A 25,760-nucleotide genomic window follows, 5' to 3' on the forward strand; every position below is an offset into this window, starting at 1 on the left:
ACCGGGACGCGGCTCACCGACGGCGCCGGCGGCGACGTACACGTCCTGCCCAGCCGCGACGGCACCACCCTCCACTTCACCGACGCCCACGGCACGGGGCCCCCCCCCCCCCCCCCCCCCCCCCCCCCCCCCCCCCCCGCCCCGGGGGGGGGGGGGGGGGGCCCGCCCCCCGCCCCCCCCCTCTGCTCACCGTGCGCGAAGCCAGGCGTCCTCGGCCTGGTAGTCGAACAGGTCGGGATACGCCCGCGCCAGCAGCGGAAAGGCCGCGGTCCAGTCGCGCCGGGCCAGTTCGTCCCGGAGCCGGTCGACCGTCTCCGGCAGGCTGCCGGCGTACGTGATGACCGGACGGTAGTCCAACTCCCGTTCCGCCGCGGTCATGTCGCAGACCACCGGCCGCGGCACCGACCACGGCGTGCTTCCCACGGAGCCCTCGGGCGGCGGCCCGTCCACCAGGACGGTCCGCGTCTCGACGCCCATCACCTCGTCCACCGCCGCGCCGATCTCCGCCACCGTCGGCGCCTGCGGATCGCCGGCGTTGAGCACCCGCGACCCCGGTCGCGCCGCCGCCAGCCTGACCAGTTCGGCGACGGTGCGGGCGCTCGTCGGGTGGAACCGGCTCCGGCCGCCGTACGTGAGCACCCGGGTGCCGCGTCCGTCGAGGTTCCGCTTGACGAAGTACAGCTCGCGGGGCAGCGGGCTGTGCGCGCCGTGGACGGCCCCCGCCCGCAGCAGCGTCGTCGGCAACGCGTCCCCGGCGTCGAGGAGTTCACGTTCGAGCGCCGCCTTCCTGGTGTTGTAGGAGGACTCGCCGGGGGTCACCGTGCGCTGGGTCTCCGCGATGGGCACCGGGTACGCGGGGAAGCCGTCCGGCTCGTCCTGGGTGTCGAAGCCCCGTCCCTCGGCGTCCTCGTACACCGACACCGAGGAGATCACCACCGCGGAGCCGACGCGGCCGGCCAGTGCGGTCAGCTGCCGGGCGTGCTCGGGTCCGTAGGCGACCAGGTCGACCACGAGGTCGCAGTCCTCGCCCACCGTCGCGGCCAGGGCCGCGTCGTCGGCGCGGTCCAGCCGGACCGCCCGTACCTCTTGCGGCCACCGCTCGTCCCGGCCGCCGCTCCGCGAGGCTGCCGTCACCTCCCAGCCGTCCCGAACCAGCGCGTCCACCGTGGGGCGCCCGATCTGTCCCGTCGCCCCGACCACCACAGCACGTCTCATACGCCGACCGTACGATCCCGACCCCGTCGGCTCACCCCCGTTCTGCCGACGGCAGAGCCCGACGGCAAAGACGGCGGCGCAGGTCAGCCGTGCGGGTTGTCGTGGTGTGCCGTCCTTCGTCTGCGGCTGTGTTGTGGCTGGTCGCGCAGTTCCCCGCGCCCCTTCGGGGCGCCGGCGGGGGCTCAGCTCAAGGGAGCTCGGGGGAATCTTCGGGGCTTTGTGTTCTCCGTCGCGGTCTGCTCCGCCTTGACCACGGCCGCGTACCGGTCGACGTACTCCTGCTCGGACAGCGTCAGGATCGCGTACATGATCTCGTCGGTGACCGCGCGCAGCACCGCCTTCTCGTTCTCCATGCCGGCGTACCGGGAGAAGTCGAGCGGCTTGCCGAAGCGGATGACGACGGGATGGACGTTCGGGACGACCTTCCCCGGCGGCTGGGCCTCGAAGGTGCCGATCATCGCGCACGGGACGACCGGGACACCCGCCTCGAGCGCCATCACGGCGACGCCGACCTTGCCCTTGTACAGGCGGCCGTCGTGCGAGCGGGTGCCCTCCGGGTAGATGCCGAGCAGTTCGCCCCGGCGCAGCACGCCAAGGCCCTCGCGGATCGCGGCCCGGCCGGCGTCCTTGCCGGAGCGGTCGACCGGGATCTGGCCCGCGCTGCGGAAGAAGAACGCGGTCAGCCGGCCCTTGACGCCGGGACCGGTGAAGTACTCGGCCTTGGCGAGGAACGTGATGCGCCGTCGGAGGATCGCGGGCATCAGGAAGTGGTCCGAGAACGAGAGGTGGTTGCCGGCGACGATGGCCGGCCCGGACGCGGGTACGTTGTCCAGCCCTTCCGTGCGGGGCCGGAAGACCAGCCGGAGCAGCGGCCCCAGCAGCACGTACTTCAGCAGGTAGTAGAACACGGCTCGCCCCTAACGTCGCGTGCACCTGTAGTCATCTGTAACCGTCTTCGGTCACGAGCCCGCCGGGTGCACCCGCATCACGCGGACGCGGCGCCGCTGGAGCCCCGCGACGGTGTAGTCCTCGCGCCGCCACCTGCCGAGGGTGCCGCCCACCAGATCCTCGGCCTCGTCCCGCCGCAGGTCCCGGTACCTGAGCTTGACCAGCGGCGGCTCGTAGCCCGGCAGCACGTCGAAGTCGTACACCTCGCAGAACCGCTCGCCGATCGCGCCGTCGGCGGCGTAGTAGGTGAGCCATCGGGCGTGGTCCTCCAGCCGGGTGGGGTGCACGCCCGGGTGGCCCAGCACCAGGCCGGCGACGATCGCCGTCACCTCGGGGCACCTGTTGGTGATCGAGGCGACCGGGTCGTTGTCCAGGTCGCCCATGACGACGACCGGCTTCGGCGCGGTGACGGGCCGGAAGACCCGCACGTGGTAGTCCGCGTGGCCGTACCAGTGCGGCGACCGGTAGGGCAGCGCGTACTGGTCGATCACCAGGACCGCCTCGTCGCTCGGGGGCGGTGCGTCGGCGGACCCGCGGCGGCGGGAGAAGAAGCTCATGCCCGTTTCCTCAGCAACGTGGTGATCTCGGCGCCGACGTCCTCGGTGAGCGGGCCCGCGCACGGAATGCCGAGGGCTTCCGCGAGCGCTCGGCCGTGCAGGTCGACGGCCGACTCGGTGAGTTCCGCGAACGCCACGCCCGCGGCCCGCGCCCGCCACCAGGCCGTCCCGGCGGTGACGACGCCGACGACCGCCGCCGGCCACCACACGACGCCCACGGCGAGATAGCCGAGCGCCCACGCCACCAGCCGGCAGGCAGCGGCCAGCCGTCCGCGGGCCGTGCCGATCTCGGCGCGCACGTCCTCGGGCAGCGTCAGCCACAGCCGGGGCCAGGCCGAGGTGAGGTCGAGCCGGTAGCTCGCCCAGACGCGGGTGTCGACCGCGGCGATCCGGTCGCCCAGCCAGAACGGATGGGTGGGCGGCGCGAGGCTGATCCGGTTGCGCCGGGCGTTCAGCTCACGGGCCCGCGCCGCGGTCGCGTCCGCCTCGGGGGTGTGCTCCGCCCTGGCCGCCGCGACCAGGGCGTGCTCGAACCGCTGCCGCGCGGTGTCCCAGCGCCGGCGGCGCCGGGCGGCGAGCCGGCGGGGCCGGGTGGCGAGCCACGCCCGTTCCACCACGGCGCCCAGCGCGCCGGCCGCCAGCCCGAGGCCCGCGGAGACGGCGAGCAGCCCCGCGAGGACGAGGACCAGCGTGCCGGTGTTGCGCAGCGCGGGCTGCGCCGACAGCCGGTCGAGCCGGTCCAGCAGCAGACCGGTGTCGTACCACTGCCGGTGCCCGAGCGTCACCCCGGCCGCGGTCACGCTCATCAGCAGCACACTGGGGCCGAGCAGCAGGGTGAGCCAGCGTTCCGCCAGCTTGCCGCTCAGGGCCGCCAGGAACCCCGTCACGACCTGAGCCTCGTGACCGCCATCGGCCGCCGGTGCACCAGGCAGCCCACCGGTGCCGCACCCGGCGCCTCGACGCGGGAGCAGGTGCCGCCGGGGCAGGCGAGGACTTCGAGGACGGGACGCCCGTCGCCGGCGCCGGGCAGCCGCTCGTAGCCACGCACCGGGCTGAGGCCCGCCGCGTGCCCGGCCCGCAGCAGCAGCTCGTCCAACGCGTCGAGGTCGTCGGCGAGTTCCGCGGGCGTGGCGCCGCCGCGTACCCGGTCGGCGATGGACTCCGCCCGCGCCCGGATCTCCGGCGAGGTCCGTACCGCGTCGGCTGCGTCGGCCAAACGCTCGCACAGAACGGCGAGTTGGTCAGCGGTCACCGTAGTGAGGATAGCCTCGCGCGATGACCCCGACACCCTTCGACGACGAGATCGAGCGGAACCGGCGGCGGGCCGCGGAGGGCTCGGTGAACGCCATGCTCGACCTGGCCATGGGGCTGCGCGACCGCCACCGGCACACGGGAGATCCGGCGGATCTGCTGGCGGGGATCACCGAGTTGCGCACCGCCCTCGGACATGTCGCCGACCACCCGGTCGGCCATGTGCTGCGGGTCAACCTCGGCGCCCTGCTGCTGGACCACTTCGAGTACTTCGGTGAGGTCTCGGCGCTGCACGAGGCGATCGCCGCGTGCGAGGAGGCCGTCCCGCACCTCGACGAGGAGGACCGGCGGGTGGCCGCCACGATGCGCGCCGAGGCGCTGCTCGTGCTGGCCGAGCACACCCGAGACGTCGCGTACGTCGACGAGGCCGTCGCGTCGGCGGCACGACTGCCGCGCGTACCGGAGGTGCTGTTCGTGCTGGGCCGTGCCCTGTACCAGCGGTACATGCTGACCGACGACCCCTCCGTCCTGCCCGACGCGGCCCGCCTGCTCGACGAGAGCGTACGGACGTCGCCGCCCGGCGACCTCAACCACCTGCTGCGGCTCAACCTCCTCGGTGACGTGCTGCAGACCACCGCCGAACACACCGGTGACGAGTCGGTGCGGGAGAGGGCCGTCGGGTGTCTGCGGGCCGCGGTGGCGGGCGCCCCGAGCACATCGGGCCTGCTGCTGGACTTCAAGGTCGACCTCGCCGCCGCGCTGCGGGACCGCGGCCGGTACACCGGTGACCTCGCGGCACTGCGGGAAGGGGTGGACCTGCTGCGCGACGTGCTCGCCGCCACCCCGTCCGGCACCCGCCCGTGGGGCAACCGATGCGAGAACTACCTGATCGCCGTGCACGGCCTGATCGAACAGACGGATGACCTGGAACTGCTGGACCAGGCCGTGGAGATCGGCAGGTCCGCGCGTGGCCGGGGCAGCAAGGACGCCACGATCCCGCTGCTGCTGGGCATGCTGCACCACAACCGGTTCCTGCACACCCGGCTGCACTCCGACCTGACAGCGGCGGTCACCGCCTTCACCGAGGTGGTCGAGTCGGCCCCGTACGGCGGTTCGGACCACATGGCGGCGCTGGGCAACCTGGGCCGGGCGTGGCTGTCCGCCTACCGCTTCAGCGGCGATCCGGCGGCGCTGAGCCGGTCCGTGACGGCGCTGGGCAGCGCCGTCCGGGCGAGCGCTCCCGGTACTCCCCAGCGCGGCACCGCCCAGATCAACCACGGTGACGCCCTGTACGCCCAGTACGAGCTGAGCCTGGACCCCGGCGTGCGCGCCGCGGCGGGACACGCCTACCGCGAGGCGGCCCGCACCGAGGAGTCGCAGCCGATCGCCCGGATCAGGGCCGCACGCGCATGGGCCCGCACCGAGGCGGAGGCAGGACAGTGGAGCCGGGCGCGGGACGCCTACGTGTTCGCGGTCGGCCTGCTGCCGCTCGTGGTGCCGCGGCGCCTCGCCCGCCTCGACCAGCAGCGGCTGCTGGAAGAGCTCAACGGTCTCGCCGCCGACGCGGCCGCAGCCGCCCTCGGGGCCGACGACCCGGAGACGGCGGTACGGCTGCTGGAACTCGGCCGTGGCGTGCTCGGCGGGCAGGTGCTGCAGAGCCGCACCGACCTGTCCCGGCTGCGGGCCGTCGCACCCGAACTCGCCGAGCGGCTGCGCGACGCGTTCGCCCGGCTGGCCCCCTCCGGCCCTGTCATGGGCGCCGCGGCGGACGAGCGGCACGGCCTGGACATCCGGCTGGGACGGCTGCTCGACGAGGCCCGCGCGCTGCCCGGGTTCGGCGACTTCCTCGCCCCGCCCGAACTGGCCGACCTCCTCGCGGCCACGCGGAGCGGACCGGTCGTGCTCATCAACGTGAGCGGGTTCCGCACTGACGCGCTCATCGTCGGACCCTCGGGCGTCACGGTGGTCGAACTGCCGGGCGTGACACCGGACTCCGTGGCGGAGCGGGCCGCCGAGTTCGGCGCCGCGCTGCGGGCCGCGACCCGCCCCGGAGCGGGCGAGACCGAAGCCCAGAGCACCGTCACCCGGGTGCTCGGCTGGCTGTGGGACGCCATCGCCGAACCGGTGCTGAGACGACTCGGACACACCGCGGCGCCGTCCGGCGCCTGGCCACGGATCTGGTGGTCGCCGGTGGGACAGCTCGCCCTGCTCCCGCTGCACGCGGCCGGCCGCGCCCCGGGCGCCACCGTCCTCGACCGGGTCGTCTCCGCCTACACCCCCACCCTGCGCGCCCTGGGGCACGCCCGGGCCCGGTACGCCCGGGCACGGGAGGACCTGGTCGTCGTGGCGATCGGCGACGCACCCGGCGCGAAGGCGCTGCGCGGCGCGGAGCGGGAGGCGAGCGCGATCGCCGCCCTGACCCCGGCCACTTCGCTGACCGGCCCGCAGGCGACGGCCGGCGCGGTCCGCGCCGCGCTCGCCTCGCACGCGTCGGCGCACTTCGCCTGTCATGCGACGAGCGAACCCGACGACCCGTCAGCCGGGCATCTGCTGCTGCACGACGGCCCGCTGTCCGTGCTCGACGTGTCCGCACTGGACCTCACCCATGTACGGCTCGCGGTGCTGTCGGCGTGCGAGACGTCCCTCGGCACGCACCGGATCCCGGACGAGGGCCTGCACCTGGTGTCGGCGTTCCAACTGGCCGGCTACCCGCAGGTCGTGGGAACCCTGTGGCAGGTCAACGATCGCGTCGCCCGGCTGGTCGCCGTGGACCTGCACCAGCAGATCGCGCGGGGCGAGGACGTCGCGACGGCCCTGCACCACGCGGTGCGCCGCTGCCGGGAGCGGTACCCGAGGACCCCGACGCTGTGGGCGGCCTACCTGTACTCCGGTCAATGATGTCCATCTGACAGCCGAAAGGTCACATGGACGTCAAACCCATGGGCAGATCCCGCCTTTGCGAGCAAGCTGGTGGGGTGGCGTTCTGGGGCAGGAAGAAGACGCAGCGTGACCGGCCGGAGGTCACCGACCACATCGTCGGTGACTTCGGCAGTGCCGAGATCACGAGGACCGAGCGGCCCGGCGACGTGCCGCTGATCGACGTCAAGCTGAAGGTGACCGAGGAGTTCGCCCGCGGCGCGGAGTTCGAGCGCACCCGCGAGGAGCTGGGTCCGACGCACCCGGAGACACTGCATGCGCTCCACGCGTACGCGGTGGTCCTGGGGCGCAGGCCCGACCGGCGCGACGACGCCGTCGAACTGTTGGACTGGCTGGTCTCCGCCCGCGCGGGCGACGAGGAGAACAGGCTGCTCACGCTGAACGACCTCACACGGCTCCTTCAGGAGGGAGGTCATCCGGCGCTCGCCGAGCAGCGGTTGCGGGAGGCGCTGGCCGGCTGGGAGCGGCTGCGCGGCCAGGACGACGCGCAGACCCTGACGATCGCGACGAACCTCGGGAACGTCCTGCTCGGCCTCGGCCGCCGCGAAGAGGCCGAAGGACTGATGCGGGACACCGTGGCCCGCCGCACCCGCACCCTCGGCGCCACCCATCCGGACGCGCTGAGCAGCAGGAACACCCTGGCGGGTACGTTGCGCGGCTCGCCCGAGCGGCTTGCCGAGGCGGAGCGCATGTACCGGGCGATGCTGGCGGACGTCGACGGCGGCAGCGACCTGGCGCTGACCGTACGGCACAACCTCGCCGCCGTGCTCATCCACCAGGGCCGGCACGACGAGGCGCTGGAGATGTACCGGGAACTGGTCGACACCCGGTCGCGGCTGAAAGGCGACCGTGACCCGGACACCCTGGTCGCGCGGCACAACTACGCGGTCGTCCTGAACCGGCTCGGCCGCGCCGGCGAAGCGGAGACCCTGATCGCCGAGGTGCTGGAGGGCTACCGGCGGGCCTTCGGCCACCGGCACGCCAGGACCCTCGGGGTGCAGGTCGACCTGGCGGCGATGAAGGCCAACCAGGGCCGCGCCACGGAGGCGGTGCCGCTGCTGCGCGACGCGATCGACGGCTTCCGCAGCACGCACGGCCCCGACCACCCGAGGGTCCGCGAACTCACCGGCATCCTCAGGCAACTCGGCGGATGAGCACCGCCCCGACACCGGCGGGCCGTCCGGCGCACCGCTGAACACCGTCCCAGTGCCCTTACGCTCCGCCGAACCCGGCGCCCGCCCCGGCGGCGAGTCTCGCCGCCGTCCACGGCCCGCTCCCGGCCCCGCGGCGGCCGGCAGGCCCGGGGGGGGGCCCCCCGGGGGCGCCCCCCCCCCCCCCCCCCCCCCCCCCCCCCCCCCCCCCGGGGGCGCCCGCCCCCCCCCCCCGGCCACCCCCCCCCCCCCGCCCCCCCGGCCCCCCCCCCGGGGGGGGGGCCCCGGCGCGCCCCCCCCCCCGCCCCCCCCCCGGGGGGGGGGGCCCGCCCCCCCCCCCCCCGCGCCCCCCCCACGCCCCCCCGCGACCTCTCCGACGGACCACGCCGGCGAGGGCGCCCAGGCCGCCCGCAGAGGCATCGCCGGCCCCGTCCCCATAGTGCTCGGCGGCCGTGGCACGGCCAGGGTGCCGTCCGCGGCGGCGTACCTGTCCGGTTCCGGGCCGGTGACACGGTCGCGGCACCCTGGGGGTGATTTACGGCATCGAAGGGGCCCGAAGATTGCCGAGGCCGGGCAATGCCCGGGACGGTGGCACCGTGTGAACATGCGTTCACCGGCACGGTGGCCGCGCGGAAAGGGGGCGGAAGCGGATGGCCTGGTTTCTCGGTCTCGGCATCGCGGGAGTCGTACTCCTCGCGCTGTCCCTCCTCTTCGACGGCATCCTCGAAGGACTCTTCGGCGGCGCCGACGCGCTCGACGGCCTCCTCGACGGCTGGCTGTCGCTCCCGGTCATCGCCGGCTTCATATCGATGTTCGGCTTCTCGGGGGCGATCGTCCTCGGCACCACCGGGCTGGGCGGGGCCGTCGCCACCGCGGTCGGCGTGCCCGCCGGTCTCGGCACGGGCTGGCTCGCCTACCGCCTCAGCCGTGTCCTGCTCGACGACCGGTCCGGCGCCGCGCCCCGCGAGGACGACCTGATCGGCGCCGCGGGCTCCGTGGTGACCGCCATTCCGGCGGACGGCTACGGCGAGGTGCTGATCCACCGGGCCGGCCAGCCGGTGAAGCTCGCGGCGAAGAGTCCGGCGCCGGTGCCGCGGGGCACCGAGGTCTGGGTGGCGCAGGCGCTGTCCCAGACGGCGGTGTCCGTGCTCCCGGTGGAACGCTGACCGGCCGGCGACCACCCGTTCGACCGAACCACCCGTAACGATCTGCCGTCCCCTGGGAGGGCTGAGGGGAATCCATCATGAGTCCAGTCGTCATCGCCGTCATAGGAGTCGTCGTACTCCTCGTCCTGCTCGGCCTGGTGGTCGTCACCCGCTACAAGGTGGCCGGCCCGAGCGAGGCGTTCATCGTCACCGGGCGGCGCGGCAAGAAGGCCACCGACCCGGAGACCGGCCGGGTCTTCACCGACAACAGCGGCCAGAAGGTCGTCGTCGGCGGTGGTGTGTTCGTCGTGCCGTTCGTGCAGCAGAAGTTCAGCCTCGACCTGTCCTCGCGGCACATCCCGGTCGCGGTGCGCGGCGCGGTCACGCTGCGCGGCGTCAAGGCCAACCTGGACGGTGTCGCCATCGTGAAGGTGGGCGGCACCGAGGACTCGATCCGCGCCGCCGCCCAGCGTTTCCTCATGCAGCAGGACGGCATCGTCGGGTTCACCCAGGAGGTGCTGTCCGGCGCGCTGCGCGCCATCGTCGGCCGGATGTCCGTCGAGGACGTCATCCGGGACCGGGCCGCGTTCGCCGGACAGGTCGCCGAGGAGGCGGAGGCCAGCCTGTCCGGCCAGGGGCTGGTGCTGGACGCCTTCCAGATCCAGGACATCACCACCGAGGGCTCCTACCTGGAGGACCTTGGCCGTCCCGAGGCCGCCCGCGCCAGGCAGGAGGCCGACATCGCCGAGGCGGAGGCCCGGCGGGCCGCCGAGCAGGCCCGGCTGAAGGCGGAGGAGGAGATCGCCGTCGCGCAGCGGACGTTCGCGCTGCGGCAGGCGGAGATCAAGGCCGAGACGGACGAGGCCACCGCCCGTGCGGCCGCCGCCGGACCACTCGCCGAGGCCGCACGCCGGCAGGAGATCCTGACCCAGCAGGAGAAGGTCGCCGAGCGGCAGGCCGCGCTCACCGACCGCCAGCTCGACACCGAGGTCCGCAAGCCGGCCGACGCCCAGCGGTACGCCGCCGAGCAGGACGCCGAGGCCAGGCGCGTGGCGCGGGTGAAGCAGGCCGAGGCGGAGCGGCTGGCCGGGATCGCCGCCGCCCAGGCGGAGGCCGAGCGGGCACGGCTGACCGGTGAGGGCGAGAAGCAGCGCCGCAGCGCGCTGGCCGAGGCCGTCCGGCTGGAGGGCGAGGCGCAGGCCGCGGCGATCGGCGCGACCGGCGAGGCCGAGGCGGAGGCGATGCGGAAGAAGGCCGACGCGTACGCCCAGTACGGTGACGCGGCCGTGCTGCAGATGCTCGTCGAGGTGCTTCCGCACGTCGTAGCCAAGGCCGCCGAGCCGCTGAGCGCCATCGACAAGATGACGGTCATCTCCACCGACGGGGCGAGCCGGCTGACCCGCACCGTCGCCGACAACGTCGCCCAGGGCGTCGAACTGCTCGGCTCGGCCACCGGAGTCGACCTCGCCGAACTGCTCAAGGGCATCACCGCACGGGGCACGGGAGAGGCCGGCCCCACGACCGCCGCCCGCTCCGAGGCCAACGGCAAGATCGAGATAGCCGACTGAGGCCGATCGCCCGCGCGGCGGACGAGCGTTCCGGAGGGCGGGGAGCGTGCCGTTTTCGGGCCGCCGGGACGGCGGTCCTAGGATGGGCGCGATGATCGGAGACGAGCGGCACCCGTTCCCGCCCCCGCGGCGGTGGCGGGTGCTGCTCGTGCTCGGGCTGCTGGCCGGCCTGCTCGGCATGCACGCGCTGGCCCCCGGCGGCGCCGCCGCGAGCCCCGGCCATCGTCCCGTCCCGAGCGTGACGGCCGTGGTCGCCGCCGACCCGGACTGCCCGGACGACGGACACTGCGGCGGACACCACGCGCGGCACGCCGACCCGGCCTGCGCGTCGGGCGCCGTGAGCTGGGGACCGGGCCTGCCCGCGCTCGTCCCGCACCCCGTCACCGCCGCCGTGCCCGCCGACCGGGCCGGTTCGTGTCCGGCCGCCGCCCCCGAAGGGGCCCGCGCGCCGCCGTCCCTGGCCGAACTCCAACTCCTGCGGATCTAGAGGCCGCCCCCACCGCTCCCGGACCGTCCGTCCGGCGCGGTGTCCGGCACGCCCACGATCCGTTCGTACAGCAGGAGTTCACGCATGACCATCCGCAGCACCACCCCCCGTACCCCGGTGCGCCGCGCGGCCCTCGCCCTGGCCGCGGCGGGCGCCGCCCTCGTCCTCGCCGCATGCGGCAGCGACAGCGGCCACTCGGGCCACGGCGCCACGCCGTCCGCCGGCGCGGACGCCACTACGGCGTCCCACAACGCCCAGGACGTCGCCTTCGCGCAGGGCATGATCCCGCACCACGAGCAGGCCCTCGACATGGCCCGGCTCGCCGCCGGCCGTGCCTCCTCCGCCCGGGTCAAGGACCTCGCCACCCGCATCGAGAAGGCGCAGGACCCCGAGATCACCACGATGACCGGCTGGCTTCGCGCATGGGGCGAGCAGGTGCCCTCGGCCGGCATGGACCACACCGGCCACTCCGGCATGGCCGGGATGATGGCCGACGAGGACATGACCGCGCTGGAGCAGGCCACCGGACAGGACTTCGACACGAAGTTCCTGACCCTGATGGTCGAACACCACAAGGGCGCCGTCGAGATGGCCAGGACCGAGAAGTCCAAGGGCGCCTACGGTCCTGCGAAGCGCCTGGCCGACGCCGTCGTGACCGCGCAGAACGCCGAGATCGAGGAGATGCGGCAACTGCTCGGCCGGCGCTGACAGCACGCCCCCGCCCTCCCGGCCCCCACGGCCGGGAGGGCGGGGGCACGCCTCAGACCAGCACCTTCTCCAACGCTCCGAGCGCCGACCGCAGCTCGTCGGCGGTGATCGTCAGCGGCGGCGCCAGCCGGATCGTGGACCCGTGGGTGTCCTTGACCAGGACGCCCTCCCGCATCAGCCGCTCGCCGACCTCGCGGCCGGTGCCGATGGCCGGGTCGATGTCCACCCCCGCCCACAGCCCGCGCGAGCGGAAACCGACCACGCCCCGGCCCACCAGCGCGGTCAGCCCGTCCCGCAGGACCACGCCCAGATCGGCCGCCCGGCGCTGGAACTCGCCGGTCTCCAGCAGCTCGACCACCGCCGTGCCGACCGCCGCCGCCAGCGGGTTCCCGCCGAACGTCGAACCGTGCTCGCCCGGCCGCAGCACCCCCAGCACCTCCCGGCCGGCCACCACCGCGGAGACCGGCACGATGCCGCCGCCGAGCGCCTTGCCGAGCAGCACCACGTCGGGCACGACGGACTCGTGCTCCACGGCGAGGGTGCGGCCCGTACGGCCGAGCCCCGACTGGATCTCGTCCGCGACGAACAGACACCCCGCGCTCCGGGTCAGCTCGCGCACCCCGGTGAGATAGCCGTCGTCCGGGATGACGACCCCGGCCTCGCCCTGGATCGGCTCGATCAGCACCGCGGCCGTCGTCTCGTCGACCGCCGCCTCCAGCGCGGCCAGGTCGTTGTACGGGACGATCCGGAAGCCCGGGGTGAACGGGCCGAAACCGGTCCGCGCCGACTCGTCCGTGGAGAAGCCGACGATCGTGGTGGTACGGCCGTGGAAGTTCTCCGCCGCGACCACGATCGTGGCCCGGTCGGCGGGCACCCCCTTGACCTCGTACGCCCATTTGCGCGCCACCTTGATGCCGCTCTCCACCGCCTCGGCGCCGGTGTTCATCGGCAGCACCATGTCGTGCCCGGTCAGGCCGGCCAGCCGGGCCGCGAACCCGGCCAGCCGGTCGTGGTGGAAGGCGCGCGAGGTGAGGGTCAGCCGGTCCAGCTGTCGGTGGGCGGCCTCGATCAGCGCCGGGTGGCGGTGGCCGAAGTTGAGGGCCGAGTAGCCGGCCAGCATGTCGAGGTAGCGGCGGCCCTCGACGTCCTCCACCCAGACGCCCTCGGCACGGGCGACGACCACGGGCAGCGGATGGTAGTTGTGCGCGAGGACCGGCTCCTCCGCGCGGATGAGGTCGGCGGACGTACGCGTGCGTGCGGGTGCTGTCATGAACGGATCTCCTGGGTGCAGCACTTGATGCCCCCGCCGGCCTTGTGGAACTCCGACAGGTCGACGGGGACGGGGACATAGCCGCGGTCGGCGAGACGCGCGGCAAGGGCCTCGGCCCGCGGCGCGATGAAGACGTGGCGCCCGTCGGAGACGGAGTTCAGGCCGAACGCCATCGCGTCGTCACGGGTGGCGAGCACCGCGTCGGGGTACAGCCGCGCGAGCACCTTGCGGCTGCCGGGGGAGAAGGCCCCGGGGAAATAGGCGATGTTGTGGTCGTCCAGCACGAACAGCGCCGTGTCCAGGTGGTAGAAGTACGGGTCCACCAGGGTCAGGCCGATCACCGGTACGCCGAAGAACTCCTGCGCCTCGCGGTGGGCGTCCGGGGTCGTGCGGAAGCCGGTGCCGGCGAGCAGGTACCGGCCCGCCGGGACCAGGTCGCCCTCGCCCTCGCACACCGACCGGGGGCGGTACACCTCGTAGCCCGCGGTCTTGAACCACAGGTCGTAGTGGGTCGACTCGGGGCGGCGCTGGGGCGCGTGGAAGAGGGAGCCGAAGACCCGGCCGCCGACGACGACCGCCGAGTTCGCGGCGAAGACCATGTCCGGCAGGCCGGGGACACACGGCACGTTCTCCACCGTGTGCCCGTGGGCCAGGTAGGCGCGGATCAGCGACTGCCACTGCTCCTGCGCCAGATCGACGTCGACGCTGGTGTCGGGATGCATCCAGGGGTTGATCGCGTACTGCACGGCGAAGTGCCGGGGTTCGCAGACGAGGAAGCGCCGGGGGCGCGGCACACGGCTGTCGGGCACAGAGGTGTTCCTCCGCTTTCCTGCGGTGTCGACTGAGGGTGGCACCAAGGTAGAAAGCGGCGGAGACGGTGGACAAGAAACGAGAGCTGCGTGTGTGCGCAGGAATGCTGCGTTGTGAGCGGAAAATACGCAGGACTGGTGCGCGTTCCCGGGTTTACTCCGGCGCGGCCTGGGTCGCGGCGGCCTCCGGGCTCTCCGGCAGCAGATGGGACAGCACCATCACGCTGATCGTCTTCCGGATGAACGGCTCCACCCGGATCCGCTCCAGCACCTCCTCGAAGTGCCCGACGTCCCGCGCCCGCACGTGCAGCAGCGCGTCCGCGCCGCCCGTCACCGTCATCGCGGCCGTGATCTCCGGATGGTTGCGCACCACCTCGGCCAGCCGTCGCGGCGGCGCCGCACCCTCGCAGTACACCTCGACATAAGCCTCCGTGCGCCAGCCCAGCGCCGACGGCTTCACGGTGGCCGTGAACCCGGTGATCACACCCGTCTCGCGCAGCCGGTCCACGCGCCGCTTGACCGCGGTGGCCGACAGCCCGATCGCCGAGCCGATCTCGGCGAAGCTGCTCCTGGCGTTCGCCACCAGCGCGGTGACGATCTTCCGGTCGAGTTCGTCGAACGGGGCGGTCCTGCTGTTCATGCGGGCACTGTATCCAGCGGGAACGTCCACGCCCGGCACATGTCCACCCGTACGGATTCCACCTACACTCCACCTTCATGCTGCGCGCCCTCGCCGTCGACGACGAACGCCCCTCGCTGGAGGAACTTCTGTACCTCCTGCACGCCGATCCACGCATCGGCAGCGTCGAGGGTGCCGGTGACGCCACCGAGGCGCTGCGCCGCATCACCCGGGCGCTGGAGTCAGGCCCTGACGGGCCCGACGCCGTCGACGTCGTCTTCCTCGACGTGCAGATGCCCGGCCTCGACGGTCTGGAGCTGGCCCGGCTGCTCACCGGCTTCACGCATCCGCCGCTCGTCGTGTTCGTCACCGCGCACGAGGACTTCGCGGTGCGCGCCTTCGACCTGAAGGCCGTCGACTACCTCCTCAAACCGGTCCGCAAGGAACGGCTCGCGGAGGCCGTGCGCCGGGTCGCCGAGGTGCGCGGCGCCCCCCCCATCCCCGTGCACGAACCCGACCCGGACCAGCTGCCCGTCGAACTCGGCGGCGTGACCCGCTTCGTCGCCGTCGACGACATCACCCATGTCGAGGCCCAGGGCGACTACGCCCGGCTGCACACCGACCGCGGCAGCCATCTCGTCCGCATCCCGCTGTCCACCCTGGAGGACCGCTGGCGCTCCCGGGGCTTCGTCCGCATCCACCGCCGCCACCTCGTCGCGCTCCGCCACATCGGCGAACTCCGGCTGGACGCGGGCACCGTGAGCGTCCTGGTCGGCGGCGAGGAACTTCAGGTCAGCCGGCGCCACGCCCGTGAGCTGCGGGACCTGCTGATGCGCCGCACCACCGGATAGAGGAGGCCGCGATGGAGCCCACCGAACGCCGGGTCGTCGTCACCGGACCGCCCCGCCGCGCCCGCCGTACCCCAGGCCCCCACCGGCCGCGCACCGAGATCGACGAGCAGACCACCCTCGGCCACACCTATGTCCGCTCCCTGATGCGCACCCAACTGCGCGCCGCACTGGCCGTGTTCGCGGTCCTGGTGCTGCTGGTCGGCCCGCTGCCCCTGGTGTTCGCGGCGGCCCCGCAGGCCCGCCGCCTCGAATGGCTGCTGCTCGGCTTCGGCCTGTACGCGCCGCTCGTCCTGCTCGCCCGCTGGTACGTGCGCCGCGCCGAACGCAACGAACGCGACCTGGTGCGTCTGGTCGAGGACCGCTGAGACGGGGGATCGCAGGCCACCGTGAACACCGGCTACGCCATCACCGCCGTCGCCCTCGTCGTCGTCGCCACCGTCCTCGTCGGCGCCTTCGGCCTCAGGGTCTCGCGCACCACCTCCGACTTCTACGTCGCCTCGCGCACCGTCGGACCCCGTCTCAACGCCGCCGCCATCAGCGGCGAATACCTGTCCGCCGCCTCCTTCCTCGGCATCGCGGGACTGGTCCTGGTGCAGGGCCCGGACATGCTCTGGTACCCGGTGGGCTACACGGCGGGCTATCTGGTGCTGCTCCTGTTCGTCGCCGCACCGCTGCGCCGCTCCGGCGCCTACACGCTGCCCGACTTCGCCGAGGCCCGGCTCGCCTCGCAGGGCGTGCGCCGGCTCGCCGGGGCGTTCGTCGTCGGCGTCGGCTGGCTGTATCTGCTGCCCCAGCTCCAGGGCGCCGGGCTCACCCTGGCGGTGCTCACCGACGCACCCGACCCGCTCGGCGGGATCATCGTGGCCGTGGTCGTGGTGGCTACGGTCGCGGCCGGCGGCATGCGCAGCATCACCTTCGTGCAGGCATTCCAGTACTGGCTCAAGCTCACCGCGCTGCTCGTCCCCGCCCTGTTCCTGGTCCTCGCCTGGCAGGGCGACGGCGCTCCCCGGCACGCCTTCGACGAGCCGGCCACCTTCCGGGAGCAGCGTTCCCTGCACGTCAAGGACACCCTCGACGTGCGGCTCGACCGGCCGCTGACCCTCACCGTGAGCGGCACGGTCGACGGCCGCCGGCACGACGGGGACCGGGTCGCGCTGCCCGCAGGCACCCACCGCTTCGAACGCGGCACCCGACTGGCCTTCGCGCCCGGCGACCCCGTGCCGGCCGCCGCACAGGGCGCCGGCGGCGGCATGTCCACCTCGCTCGCCACGGGCCGCGAGGAACGTCCCCTGTACGCCACGTACGGGCTGATCCTCGCCACCTTCCTCGGCACCATGGGCCTGCCGCACGTCGTCGTCCGCTTCTACACCAGCCCGCACGGTGTCGCCGCCCGCCGTACCACCGTCGCCGTCCTCGCCCTGATCGGCGGCTTCTACCTGCTGCCGCCCGTGTACGGGGCGCTCGGCCGGCTGTACGCCCCCGAACTCACCATCACCGGCGACGCGGACGCCGCGGTGCTGCTGCTGCCCGGCCGGATGATCGGCGGCCTCGGCGGCGATCTGCTCGGCTCGCTGGTGGCGGGCGGCGCCTTCGCCGCGTTCCTGTCCACCGCGTCCGGACTGACCATGGCCGTGGCGGGCGTGCTCACCCAGGACGTGCTGCCGTCCCGCGGAGTGCGGCACTTCCGGCTCGGTACGGTGCTCGCCATGGCGGTGCCGCTGGCGGCGAGCGTGCTGGTCGGCGGGCTGCCGGTCGCCGACGCTGTGGGGCTCGCCTTCGCCGTCTCGGCGTCGTCCTTCTGCCCGCTGCTCGTCCTCGGCATCTGGTGGCGGCGGCTGACCCCGCCCGGGGCCGCGGCGGGCATGCTGGTGGGCGGCGGTTCCGCGTTCGCCGCGGTGGCCGCGACCATGGCCGGCCTGCCCGGCACCGGATCCCTGCACGCGCTGCTCGCCTGGCCCGCGCTGTGGTCGGTGCCGCTCGGCTTCCTCACCATGGTGCTGGTGTCGCTGGCCACCGCGGCCCGGGTGCCACCGGGTACGGCGGCCGTCCTGGCGCGGTTCCACCTGCCGGAGGAACTGCACGCTCCGCTGGAGGGGTCGTGATGCGTTGTCGGGTGTCTGCGGCGGTGTCGTGGCCGGTCGCGCAGTTCCCCGCGCCCCTTCGGGGCGCTACCTGGCGGCGAGTGGGGGTTGGGTCGTGACGGGTTTCCTGGCGGGTCTGTGCGTTGCCGTCCTTCCGCTGCTGGCGGCCGGTTTCTGGCTAGGGCGGCGCACCGCCCGCCCCCAGAGCCTCGGCGACCTGGGCACCCCCGTCGAACACGCCACCGCACGCTCCGCTGGAGGGGTCGTGATGCGTTGTCGGGCGTCCGCGGCGGTGTCGTGGCCGGTGGCGCAGTTCCCCGCGCCCCTTCGGGGCGCTACCTGGCGGTGCGTGGAGGTTGGGTCGTGACCGGTTTCCTGGCGGGTCTGTGCGTTGCTGTCCTTCCGCTGCTGGCGGCCGGCTTCTGGCTCGGGCGGCGCACCGCCCGCCCCCAGAGCCTCGGCGACCTGGGCACCCCCGTCGAACACGCCACCTTCCAGACCCTGCACACCGCCTCGCTGGCCGCGCCCCCGCTGCGCGCCGGCCTCACCGAGGAGACCGCGCGCAGATCGGCGCGCAGGCTGCGCACGCTGCTCGGCACCGACGCCCTGTGCCTGACCGACCAGAAGGACGTCCTGGTCTGGGACGGCGTGGGCGGCCACCACCGCGGGGAGGTCATGGAACGGCTGGCCGGGCCGCTGGAGACCGGCCGCGGCGAGGCGTTCCCGCTGTCCTGCGCGACCCCGGACTGCCCGGTCCGCTGGGCCGTGGTGGCACCGCTCACCGTCGACGACCGGGTGCACGGGGCGCTGGTCGCCTGCGCGCCGCGGGAGTCGGCCGTGCTGGTCCGGGCGGCGGGCGAGGTGGCCCGCTGGGTCAGCGTCCAGCTGGAACTCGCCGACCTCGACCGGTCCCGCACCCGGCTCATCGAGGCCGAGATCAAGGCCCTGCGGGCCCAGATATCCCCGCACTTCATCTTCAACTCGCTCGCGGTGATCGCCTCGTTCGTCCGCACCGATCCCGAGCGCGCCCGCGAACTTCTGCTGGAATTCGCCGACTTCACCCGCTACTCGTTCCGCAGGCGCGGCGACTTCACCACCCTCGCAGACGAACTGCACGCCATCGACCAGTATCTGGCGCTCGTCCGGGCCCGGTTCGGCGACCGGCTCGCCGTCACCCTGCAGATAGCGCCCGAGGTGCTGCCGGTCGCGCTGCCGTTCCTGTGTCTGCAACCCCTCGTCGAGAACGCCGTGAAGCACGGCCTGGAGGGCAAGTCCGACGCCTGCCACATCCAGATCACCGCCCAGGACGCCGGCGCCGAGGCGCTGGTCGTCATCGAGGACGACGGCGTGGGCATGGACCCCGAGGACCTGCGCCGGATCCTCGCCGGCGAGATCGGGCCCTCCGGCGGCATCGGCCTGTCCAACGTCGACGACCGGCTCCGCCAGGTCTACGGCGACGACCACGGCCTCGTCATCGAGACCGCGGTGGGAGCCGGCATGAAGATCACGGCCAGGGTGCCGAAGTACCGGCCGGGGGTGCACTCGGCGGCCCGGCGCACCAGCGAGTGAACCCGGCCGGGGGTGAGACGTCGCTCAGTCGCCCTGGGTCACGACCATGGCCAGGGTGAGCAGTCCGAGCACGACCCAGCCGAACCACAGCCAGCCGTTGCTGCCGAGCGCCACCGAGTAGGCCGTCACCACGACGAGCCCGCCGACGGTGAGCACCCCCATCGCCTTCGTGGAACCGTGCGTAGAACCGGGCATCGCGACACCCTCCTCCTGGTCCGTTCCCTCCATGGTGCCCCGTACCCGGTGGGAACGAATCCGCCCGGTAGGGCCGGACCGGAAAGAGGCCTCGGCGGCGCCGCCGGTCCGGGGTCAGCCCTGCCGGGCGTTGAGCGAGGCCAGGTAGGCGTTGTAGGCCTCCAGCTCCTTGTCGCCGTCCCGGTCGGCGGCCCGGTCCTTGCGCCTGGCCTGCCGCTGCTCGGAGCCGTACCACTGGAACAGCAGGGCGATCAGTACCAGCACCGACGGGATCTCGCTGAACGCCCAGGCGATGCCGCCCGCGGCGCTCTGGTCGGAGAGCGCGTCGATACCGAGCGAGGCCGAGGGGTCGCGGAACGTGTCGACCATCGGGGTGGACGCCATCATCAGCGCGATGCCGAAGAACGCGTGGAACGGCATGCCGGCGAACAGCTCCAGCATCCGCATCAGATGTCCGGGCCGGTGCGGGCCGGGGTCGACGCCGATGATCGGCCAGAAGAACACCACGCCCACGGCGAGGAAGTGCACCATCATCGCGATGTGCCCGGCCTTCGAGCCCATCAGGAAGTCGAACAGCGGGGTGAAGTACAGCGCGTACAGGCTCGCGATGAACATCGGGATGGTGAACGCGGGGTGGGTGACGATCCGCATGTAGCGGCTGTGCAGCAGCGCCAGCAGCAGCTCGCGCGGACCCTTGTGGCCCCGGGCCGCGACCGGCAGGGCGCGCAGCGCCAGGGTGACCGGGGCGCCCAGCAGGATGAGGATCGGCGACAGCATGCTGATCACCATGTGCTGCACCATGTGCACGCTGAACATGACCATGCCGTAGTCGTTCAGCTTGGTGCACATCACCAGCACGATGGTGAGCACCCCGAGCACGTACGAGACGGTCCGCCCGACCGGCCACGCGTCACCGCGCCGCCGCAGCCGCACGACACCCCACGCGTACAGTGCGAGCCCCAGCAGACAGGCGACGAGAAAGAACGGATCCGCCGACCAGCCGAGCCCTCGTCCGAGGGTGAACGGCGGCAGATCCATGGTCATGCCATGCCCGCTGTGATCCATTCCGCAGGCTCCTGTTTCGTGGGGTTTGCACACGGTCCGACCCGAGACAGCCTAGAACCGCCCCACCCCCACCCCCCGACCGGGGTCCCCCCAGGCCTCCAAAGGGGCGCGAGGAACGGCGCGCTCAGCCACACAAACCCGCACCCGCCCCCAAAGCCCGCCCCCAACGGCGCCCCCCCGAAGGGGCGCGGGGAACGGCGCGCGCAACCACACTCAACCCGCACCCGGCCCCAAAGCTCACCCCCAACGGCGGCCTCCCGAAGGGGCGCGGGGAACTGCGCGCTCAGCCACACAAAACCCGCACCCGACACCGAAGACCACCCCAACGGCGCCCCCCGCTAAAGAACACACTCCGCTTCGTCGTAGCGCGAAACCGGCACCGTCTTCAGCGTCTCCACGGCCTCAGCCAACGGCACGGTCACGATGTCCGTACCCCGCAGCGCCGTCATCCGCCCGAACTCCCCCCGGTGCACGGCCTCCACCGCATGCCACCCGAACCGCGTCGCCAGCACCCGGTCGTACGCCGTCGGCGTCCCCCCACGCTGCACATGCCCGAGGATCACCGGCCGTGCCTCCTTGCCCAGCCGCTCCTCCAGTTCGAGGGACAGCTGCCGGGCGATCCCGGCGAACCGCTCGTGCCCGTACACGTCCCGGCCGCCCTCGTCGAAGTCCATGGTGCCGGCCTTCGGCTTGGCCCCCTCCGCTGCGACCACGATCGCGAACCGCTTGCCCGCCTTGAAGCGCTCCCCGACCCGGCGCGCCAACTCCTCGATGTCGAAGGGGCGTTCCGGTACGACGATGGCGTGCGCACCGGCCGCCATGCCGGAGTGCAGCGCGATCCAGCCGGTGTGCCGCCCCATGACCTCCACGACGAGCACCCGCTGATGCGACTCCGCCGTGGTCTTGAGCCGGTCGAGTGCTTCGGTCGCGACACCCACGGCCGTGTCGAAGCCGAACGTGACGTCCGTGACGGCGATGTCGTTGTCGATCGTCTTGGGCACGCCCACGATGGGCAGGCCGCTGTCCGAGAGCAGCCGGGCCGCCTTCAGCGTGCCCTCGCCGCCGATCGGGATGATCGCGTCCAGGCCCAGCTCCTCGACATGGCCGCGGGCCCGCTCCACGCCGTCCCGCAGATGGGACGGCTGGACCCGGGAGGAGCCGAGGATGGTGCCGCCGCGGGCGAGGATGCCGCCGACGGCGTCGAGGTCGAGCTTGAGCCAGTCGCACTCCAGCAGGCCCTTCCAGCCGTCCCGGAAGCCGATGACCTCGTCGCCGTGGTCGGCGACGGCGCGGTGCACGACGGACCGGATGACGGCGTTCAGGCCGGGGCAGTCGCCGCCGGAGGTGAGCACACCAATGCGCATAGCCCGAAATACCTTCTCGACGTGGGCCGGGCGCCGGACCACGCTGTCCGGCTCGATCCCGGCCAGCCTACCGGCGCGAGGGGGCCGCTCCGTAGCGAGCGTCCGCCTGCTGGACGCCCCCGCACATGTGAGCGGCCAGGCCGCCAACAGCGCCCCGAAGGGGCGCGGGGAACTGCGCGACCAGCCCCAAACCGCCCGCAGCCGCGCAACAACGCCCCCACTCCCCGCCGGAGCGATTCGCCAAACCCCAGCGGACGCGTCACGCGGGTTGCTGCGCCGAACTGATCCGCTCGCTGCGCAGCGCCTCGTACCAGCGGTCGTCCACCGGCGGCAGCGCGTTCACGTCGAGTGCCAGCTTCAGCAGCAGATCGGCGATCTGCGGGTTGCGGGCGAGTACGGGCCCGTGCATGTACGTGCCGAAGACGGTGTCGTTGTACGCGCCCTCCGTGCCGTCCCCGGTGCCGTTGCCGCCGCCCAGCCGGACCTGGGCGAAGGGGCGGGCCGTGGGGCCGAGGTGGGTGACGCCCTGGTGGTTCTCGAAACCGGTCAGCTGGGGCAGGCCCAGGCGCGGGTCGACGTCCCCGAGGACGTCGCCGACGCACCGCTCGCCCTCGCCGCGCACCGAGACCACGTCGAGCAGGCCGAGGCCGGGCTCGCGCTGGCCGAGGTCGTTGATGAACTCGTGGCCGAGGATCTGGTAGCCCGCGCACACCGAGAAGACGATCGCGCCGTTCTCCACCGCCTTGTGCAGGCCCCCGTCGCGGCGCAGCCGCTCCGCCGCGAGCCGCTGCGGCCGGTCCTCGCCGCCGCCGATCAGATAGATGTCGCCGGAGGTCGGGATCGGCTGGTCGCTGCGCACGTCGAGCCGGGCCACGTCGAGTCCGCGCTGCCGGGCCCGGCGCTCCACGACGAGCGCGTTGCCCTGGTCGCCGTAGGTGCTCAGCAGGTCCGGGTAGATCCACACCAGACGCAGGCTGTTGTCGCTCATGAAGTGATCGTCCTTTGTGTCGGGTGTGCCGTCAGTTTCCGACGCGGCGGCGCAGGTCCTGGAACGCGGTGTAGTTCGCGATGACCTCGATGCGGCCCGGCGGGGACTGCTGGACCGCCTGGTCGAGCGTGTCGCAGACCTGGAAGTGCTGGTTCGCCACCTCCAGACGCACCGCGAGGTCCAGCTTCCGGTCGCCGATGACGACGATCGGGTGACCGGTCAGCCGGGTGTAGTCCACGTCCCACAGCCAGGAGGTGTCGGTGCCGTCGGCGCTGCGCGCGTTCACGGACAGGATCACCGGGGTGGGCGGCGGGTCGATCAGGGAGAAGGTCTCCAGCCAGCCCGCCGGGTTCTTGGCGAGCAGCAGGCGCAGATCGCGGCCCAGGAACTGCACGACGTCATAGCGCCCGGCGACGGCCTGCACCTGGTACATGCGCTCCAGGGCGACCTGCGGCGGCACGCCGAAGACGGCGGCGACCGCCGCGGAGCTGGCGGCGTTGGCCTTGTTGGCACGGCCCGGCAGCTGGAGGTGGATCGGCCAGGCGGAACCGTGCGGGTCGAGGACGTGGTCGCCGGACAGCGCCCAGCTCGGCGTCGGGCGGCGGAAACCGCACTCGCCGCAGTACCAGTCGTCGCCGGGGCGCTGCATCACACCGCCGCAGGACGGGCAGGACCAGGCGTCGTCCTTCCACATCTGGCCGGCCGCGACCCAGATCACATTGGGCGAGGAGGACGCGGCCCACACCACCAGCGGGTCGTCGCAGTTGGCGACGACGACGGCCTTGGAACCGGAAAGACCCTCGCGCCAGTTCTCGGCGAGCATCCGGGTCTCGGCGGCCCGATCGAGCTGGTCACGGGAGAGATTCAGCAGCGCGATGCACTTCGGGTCGGTGTCCCGGGCCACGCCCGCCAGATACTTCTCGTCGACCTCGATCACGCCGTAGCGCGCGTCCGAGCCGCCCGCGAGGGCCGAGGTGATGCCGGCCGGCATGTTGGCGCCGAGCGCGTTGGAGACGACCGGACCCGCGGCGCGCAGCGCCTCGGCGATCAGCCGGGTGGTGGTGGTCTTGCCGTTGGTCGCCGACACCAGGACGACGTCCAGGTTCTGGGCGAGCCGGGCGAGGAGGTCGGGGTCGAGTTTCAGCGCGACCCGGCCACCGATCACCGATCCGCTGCCGCGCCCGGCGGCGCGGGACGCCGCCGCGACCGCCTTGCCCGCGGTCACGGCCAGCTTGGCCCGCGGCGTGAGCGGGTCCGAGTTGCCTGCCATCAGTTCTCGATCCTCCTTGCGTACGCGCCGCGCCTGAGCCATCCGGCAACGTGGTGTGGACGTCAGCCTATCGAGATCCGTTCGCACACCCGAATCCCGGCCCACGCCTGCGCGGCGGGGTGTGGGCCCAGGGAACCGTACCCTTGCGGCCATGCGAAACGGTTCGATCCGGGGAGCCCGCGGGCGGGTCCGGCCCCTCACCCTGCACGGCGACCCGGTGCTGCACGCCCGCTGCGCGGAGGTCACCGACTTCGGCGCGGGTCTTGCGGAGTTGGTGGAGGACCTGTTCGCGACGATGTACGCGGCGCGCGGGGTGGGGCTCGCCGCGAACCAGGTCGGCGTGTCCTTGCGGGTGTTCGTCTACGACTGTCCCGACGACGAGGACGTGCGGCATCTGGGGCATGTGGTCAACCCGCGGTTGGTGACGGCGGACGGGGTGGTGGTGCGCGGCCCCGAGGGCTGTCTGTCGCTGCCGGGTCTCGAAGCGGCGACGGAGCGGTACGACCACGCGGTCGTCGAGGGTTTCACGGTGACCGGCGAGCCGGTCACCGTGCACGGCACGGGGTTCTTCGCCCGGTGCCTGCAGCACGAGTGGGACCATCTGGAGGGCGGGGTCTACGCGGACCGCCTCACGGGCTGGCGCCGCGCCCGTCTGCTCCGCCGGGTGAGGCGCGCCCCGTGGCATCCCTGACGCGGCGTGCCCTTGGTGTGCGGACGCGTGTCGGGTCGTGGGGCGGGTGCGGGTGCGTTGTGGCTGGGCGCGCAGTTCCTCGCGCCCCTTCGGGGCGCTGCCGGGGTGCGGTGAGTTGTGGGTGCGTTGTGGCCGTTTGCGCCCGCGTGGCGGAGCCGCATATCGATAGAGCCCCGCGCCCCTTCGGGCGCTGGGTTCGGTCGGGTGCCGGGTTGTCTGCGGGTGCGTTGTGGCTGGGCGCGCCCACGCGGCGGAGCCGCATATCGATACAGCCCCGCGCCCCTTCGGGCGCTGCTGTCAGAAGCCTGGGCTGCCCAGTTTGTCGGCTGCCGCGGCCAGGCGGCCCCACAGCAGGTCGGCCAGGCTCTTCACCAACTCCGCGCGTGAGCAGGGGCGTTCGCCCAGCCACCAGTCGCCGGCCGCGTGCATCATGCCGACGATCCCGTGTCCCCACACCCGGGCCAGCTGCTGGCTGCCCGGCCCCAGGTCCAGCCGGTCCCCGATGACCTGGGCCAGCTCCTCGCCCATCCGCCGCAGCAGCGGAGCGCTGTGCTTGCCCACGTCGAAGCCCGTATCGCTCTGCGAGCCCTCCGCCGGATGCATGAGGAAGCGATACACCTGCGGCCGGGCCTCGATCGCCGCGAGATAGGTGTCCAGGGTGGACTCGACCCGCTCCCGCCGCTCCGCCGGGGCGTCCAGCGCCGCGCGCAGGGAGTCGAGCAGCGCGTCCGTGTGCCGCTTGGCCAAGGCCGCGTAAAGGCCCCCCTTGTCGCCGAAGTGGCGGTACAGGATCGGCTTGGTGATGCCGGCCTCCGCCGCGATGGCGTTCATCGAGGCCTTCGGGCCATCACGCAGCACCACCCTGTCCGCGGCCTCCAGCAGCTCCCGCCGTCGGCGGTCGGCAGACCGCTGCTGGTCGGTCCGCTGCGTGGTGTCCATGTGATCTCCCCACCCGTGCTGATTCGGTGACGCCTGCGCAAACTAACACTGTCGGTGCCCCTGACATCGAACGGGAGGGCGA

General features: G+C 73.3%; 25 protein-coding genes. 11 read left to right on the forward strand and 14 right to left on the reverse strand.

Going from position 1 to position 25,760, the window contains the following annotated elements:
• Positions 1–186: 186 nt before the first annotated feature.
• The 5 genes from ACIRFL_RS38240 to ACIRFL_RS38260 all read right to left on the reverse strand — a co-directional run bounded on the left by ACIRFL_RS38240 (position 187) and on the right by ACIRFL_RS38260 (position 3,972).
• Positions 187–1,215, reverse strand: a complete 1,029-nt coding sequence (locus ACIRFL_RS38240; protein WP_404038543.1) for an NAD-dependent epimerase/dehydratase family protein — start codon at positions 1,213–1,215, stop codon at positions 187–189.
• Between the two features lie 182 nt (positions 1,216–1,397).
• Positions 1,398–2,123 carry a lysophospholipid acyltransferase family protein gene (locus ACIRFL_RS38245; protein WP_404038546.1) on the reverse strand — a complete coding sequence of 242 codons (726 nt, stop codon included), beginning with the start codon at positions 2,121–2,123 and terminating at the stop codon, positions 1,398–1,400.
• Positions 2,124–2,174: 51 nt separating this feature from the next.
• Positions 2,175–2,720 (reverse strand): hypothetical protein, encoded by a 546-nt coding sequence (locus ACIRFL_RS38250; protein ID WP_404038548.1) that lies wholly within the window; start codon positions 2,718–2,720, stop codon positions 2,175–2,177.
• Positions 2,717–3,607 (reverse strand): hypothetical protein, encoded by an 891-nt coding sequence (locus ACIRFL_RS38255; RefSeq protein ID WP_404038551.1) that lies wholly within the window; start codon positions 3,605–3,607, stop codon positions 2,717–2,719. Before ACIRFL_RS38255 ends, ACIRFL_RS38250 begins: the two co-directional genes overlap by 4 nt.
• Entirely contained in the window at positions 3,604–3,972 is a 369-nt protein-coding gene (locus ACIRFL_RS38260) for a hypothetical protein (protein ID WP_404038554.1), read from the reverse strand. The genes ACIRFL_RS38255 and ACIRFL_RS38260 overlap by 4 nt, the downstream gene beginning before the upstream one ends.
• Before the next feature lie 23 nt (positions 3,973–3,995).
• Here ACIRFL_RS38260 and ACIRFL_RS38265 point away from each other — a divergent pair, with 23 nt between their 5' ends.
• The 6 genes from ACIRFL_RS38265 (at position 3,996) to ACIRFL_RS38290 (ending at position 11,967) form a co-directional block, all read left to right on the forward strand.
• Complete coding sequence (locus tag ACIRFL_RS38265; RefSeq protein WP_404038557.1) at positions 3,996–6,869, forward strand: CHAT domain-containing protein; 2,874 nt, start codon at positions 3,996–3,998, stop codon at positions 6,867–6,869.
• 77 nt (positions 6,870–6,946) lie between these two features.
• The gene (locus ACIRFL_RS38270) at positions 6,947–8,062 is read left to right on the forward strand and encodes a tetratricopeptide repeat protein (RefSeq protein WP_404038560.1); all 1,116 of its coding nucleotides are present in this window, start codon (positions 6,947–6,949) and stop codon (positions 8,060–8,062) included.
• A 647-nt stretch (positions 8,063–8,709) separates the two neighbouring features.
• Positions 8,710–9,225, forward strand: coding sequence for a hypothetical protein (locus ACIRFL_RS38275; protein ID WP_404038562.1), 516 nt, complete (start codon positions 8,710–8,712; stop codon positions 9,223–9,225).
• Between the two features lie 77 nt (positions 9,226–9,302).
• Complete coding sequence (locus ACIRFL_RS38280) at positions 9,303–10,772, forward strand: flotillin family protein (protein ID WP_404038565.1); 1,470 nt, start codon at positions 9,303–9,305, stop codon at positions 10,770–10,772.
• Positions 10,773–10,863: 91 nt separating this feature from the next.
• Positions 10,864–11,259: a DUF6153 family protein gene (locus ACIRFL_RS38285; protein ID WP_404038568.1), complete on the forward strand. Its 396-nt coding sequence runs from the start codon at positions 10,864–10,866 to the stop codon at positions 11,257–11,259.
• A gap of 84 nt (positions 11,260–11,343) precedes the next feature.
• Positions 11,344–11,967 (forward strand): DUF305 domain-containing protein, encoded by a 624-nt coding sequence (locus ACIRFL_RS38290; RefSeq protein WP_404038571.1) that lies wholly within the window; start codon positions 11,344–11,346, stop codon positions 11,965–11,967.
• A gap of 52 nt (positions 11,968–12,019) precedes the next feature.
• Here ACIRFL_RS38290 and rocD read toward each other — a convergent pair whose 3' ends face one another.
• The 3 genes from rocD to ACIRFL_RS38305 all read right to left on the reverse strand — a co-directional run bounded on the left by rocD (position 12,020) and on the right by ACIRFL_RS38305 (position 14,686).
• On the reverse strand, positions 12,020–13,237 hold the full coding sequence (gene rocD / locus ACIRFL_RS38295) for an ornithine--oxo-acid transaminase (RefSeq protein ID WP_404038574.1): 1,218 nt from the start codon (positions 13,235–13,237) through the stop codon (positions 12,020–12,022).
• Entirely contained in the window at positions 13,234–14,046 is an 813-nt protein-coding gene (ddaH, locus tag ACIRFL_RS38300; RefSeq protein ID WP_404038577.1) for a dimethylargininase, read from the reverse strand. Before ddaH ends, rocD begins: the two co-directional genes overlap by 4 nt.
• A 154-nt stretch (positions 14,047–14,200) precedes the next feature.
• A complete protein-coding gene (locus tag ACIRFL_RS38305) occupies positions 14,201–14,686 on the reverse strand; it encodes an Lrp/AsnC family transcriptional regulator (protein ID WP_388714220.1) in 486 nt (161 codons plus the stop codon).
• 77 nt (positions 14,687–14,763) lie between these two features.
• Here ACIRFL_RS38305 and ACIRFL_RS38310 point away from each other — a divergent pair, with 77 nt between their 5' ends.
• From ACIRFL_RS38310 to ACIRFL_RS38325, 4 genes are all read left to right on the forward strand, one after another.
• Positions 14,764–15,516, forward strand: a complete 753-nt coding sequence (locus ACIRFL_RS38310) for a LytR/AlgR family response regulator transcription factor (RefSeq protein ID WP_404038580.1) — start codon at positions 14,764–14,766, stop codon at positions 15,514–15,516.
• Between the two features lie 11 nt (positions 15,517–15,527).
• Positions 15,528–15,881, forward strand: coding sequence for a hypothetical protein (locus tag ACIRFL_RS38315; protein ID WP_404038582.1), 354 nt, complete (start codon positions 15,528–15,530; stop codon positions 15,879–15,881).
• A gap of 21 nt (positions 15,882–15,902) precedes the next feature.
• The gene (locus ACIRFL_RS38320; RefSeq protein ID WP_404038585.1) at positions 15,903–17,618 is read left to right on the forward strand and encodes a cation acetate symporter; all 1,716 of its coding nucleotides are present in this window, start codon (positions 15,903–15,905) and stop codon (positions 17,616–17,618) included.
• 342 nt (positions 17,619–17,960) lie between these two features.
• Positions 17,961–19,166 carry a sensor histidine kinase gene (locus tag ACIRFL_RS38325; protein ID WP_404038588.1) on the forward strand — a complete coding sequence of 402 codons (1,206 nt, stop codon included), beginning with the start codon at positions 17,961–17,963 and terminating at the stop codon, positions 19,164–19,166.
• Positions 19,167–19,190: 24 nt separating this feature from the next.
• On the opposite strand, the gene ACIRFL_RS38330 is transcribed toward ACIRFL_RS38325, so the two are convergent.
• The 5 genes from ACIRFL_RS38330 to ACIRFL_RS38350 all read right to left on the reverse strand — a co-directional run bounded on the left by ACIRFL_RS38330 (position 19,191) and on the right by ACIRFL_RS38350 (position 24,048).
• Positions 19,191–19,361, reverse strand: a complete 171-nt coding sequence (locus ACIRFL_RS38330; protein ID WP_404038591.1) for a hypothetical protein — start codon at positions 19,359–19,361, stop codon at positions 19,191–19,193.
• A gap of 114 nt (positions 19,362–19,475) precedes the next feature.
• Entirely contained in the window at positions 19,476–20,426 is a 951-nt protein-coding gene (locus tag ACIRFL_RS38335) for a cytochrome c oxidase assembly protein (protein ID WP_404038594.1), read from the reverse strand.
• Positions 20,427–20,764: 338 nt separating this feature from the next.
• Entirely contained in the window at positions 20,765–21,790 is a 1,026-nt protein-coding gene (locus tag ACIRFL_RS38340; protein ID WP_404038596.1) for a 6-phosphofructokinase, read from the reverse strand.
• Between the two features lie 259 nt (positions 21,791–22,049).
• Positions 22,050–22,778: a type 1 glutamine amidotransferase gene (locus ACIRFL_RS38345; protein ID WP_404038599.1), complete on the reverse strand. Its 729-nt coding sequence runs from the start codon at positions 22,776–22,778 to the stop codon at positions 22,050–22,052.
• A 31-nt stretch (positions 22,779–22,809) separates the two neighbouring features.
• The gene (locus ACIRFL_RS38350; protein ID WP_404038602.1) at positions 22,810–24,048 is read right to left on the reverse strand and encodes a MurT ligase domain-containing protein; all 1,239 of its coding nucleotides are present in this window, start codon (positions 24,046–24,048) and stop codon (positions 22,810–22,812) included.
• A gap of 151 nt (positions 24,049–24,199) precedes the next feature.
• On the opposite strand from ACIRFL_RS38350, the gene def reads away from it, so the two are divergent.
• The gene (def, locus tag ACIRFL_RS38355; protein WP_404038605.1) at positions 24,200–24,739 is read left to right on the forward strand and encodes a peptide deformylase; all 540 of its coding nucleotides are present in this window, start codon (positions 24,200–24,202) and stop codon (positions 24,737–24,739) included.
• 297 nt (positions 24,740–25,036) lie between these two features.
• Here def and ACIRFL_RS38360 read toward each other — a convergent pair whose 3' ends face one another.
• Entirely contained in the window at positions 25,037–25,678 is a 642-nt protein-coding gene (locus tag ACIRFL_RS38360) for a TetR family transcriptional regulator (RefSeq protein WP_404038608.1), read from the reverse strand.
• Positions 25,679–25,760 lie beyond the last annotated feature (82 nt).

It is taken from the genome of Streptomyces sp. NPDC102462, assembly GCF_044765425.1.
GTDB lineage: Bacteria > Actinomycetota > Actinomycetes > Streptomycetales > Streptomycetaceae > Streptomyces.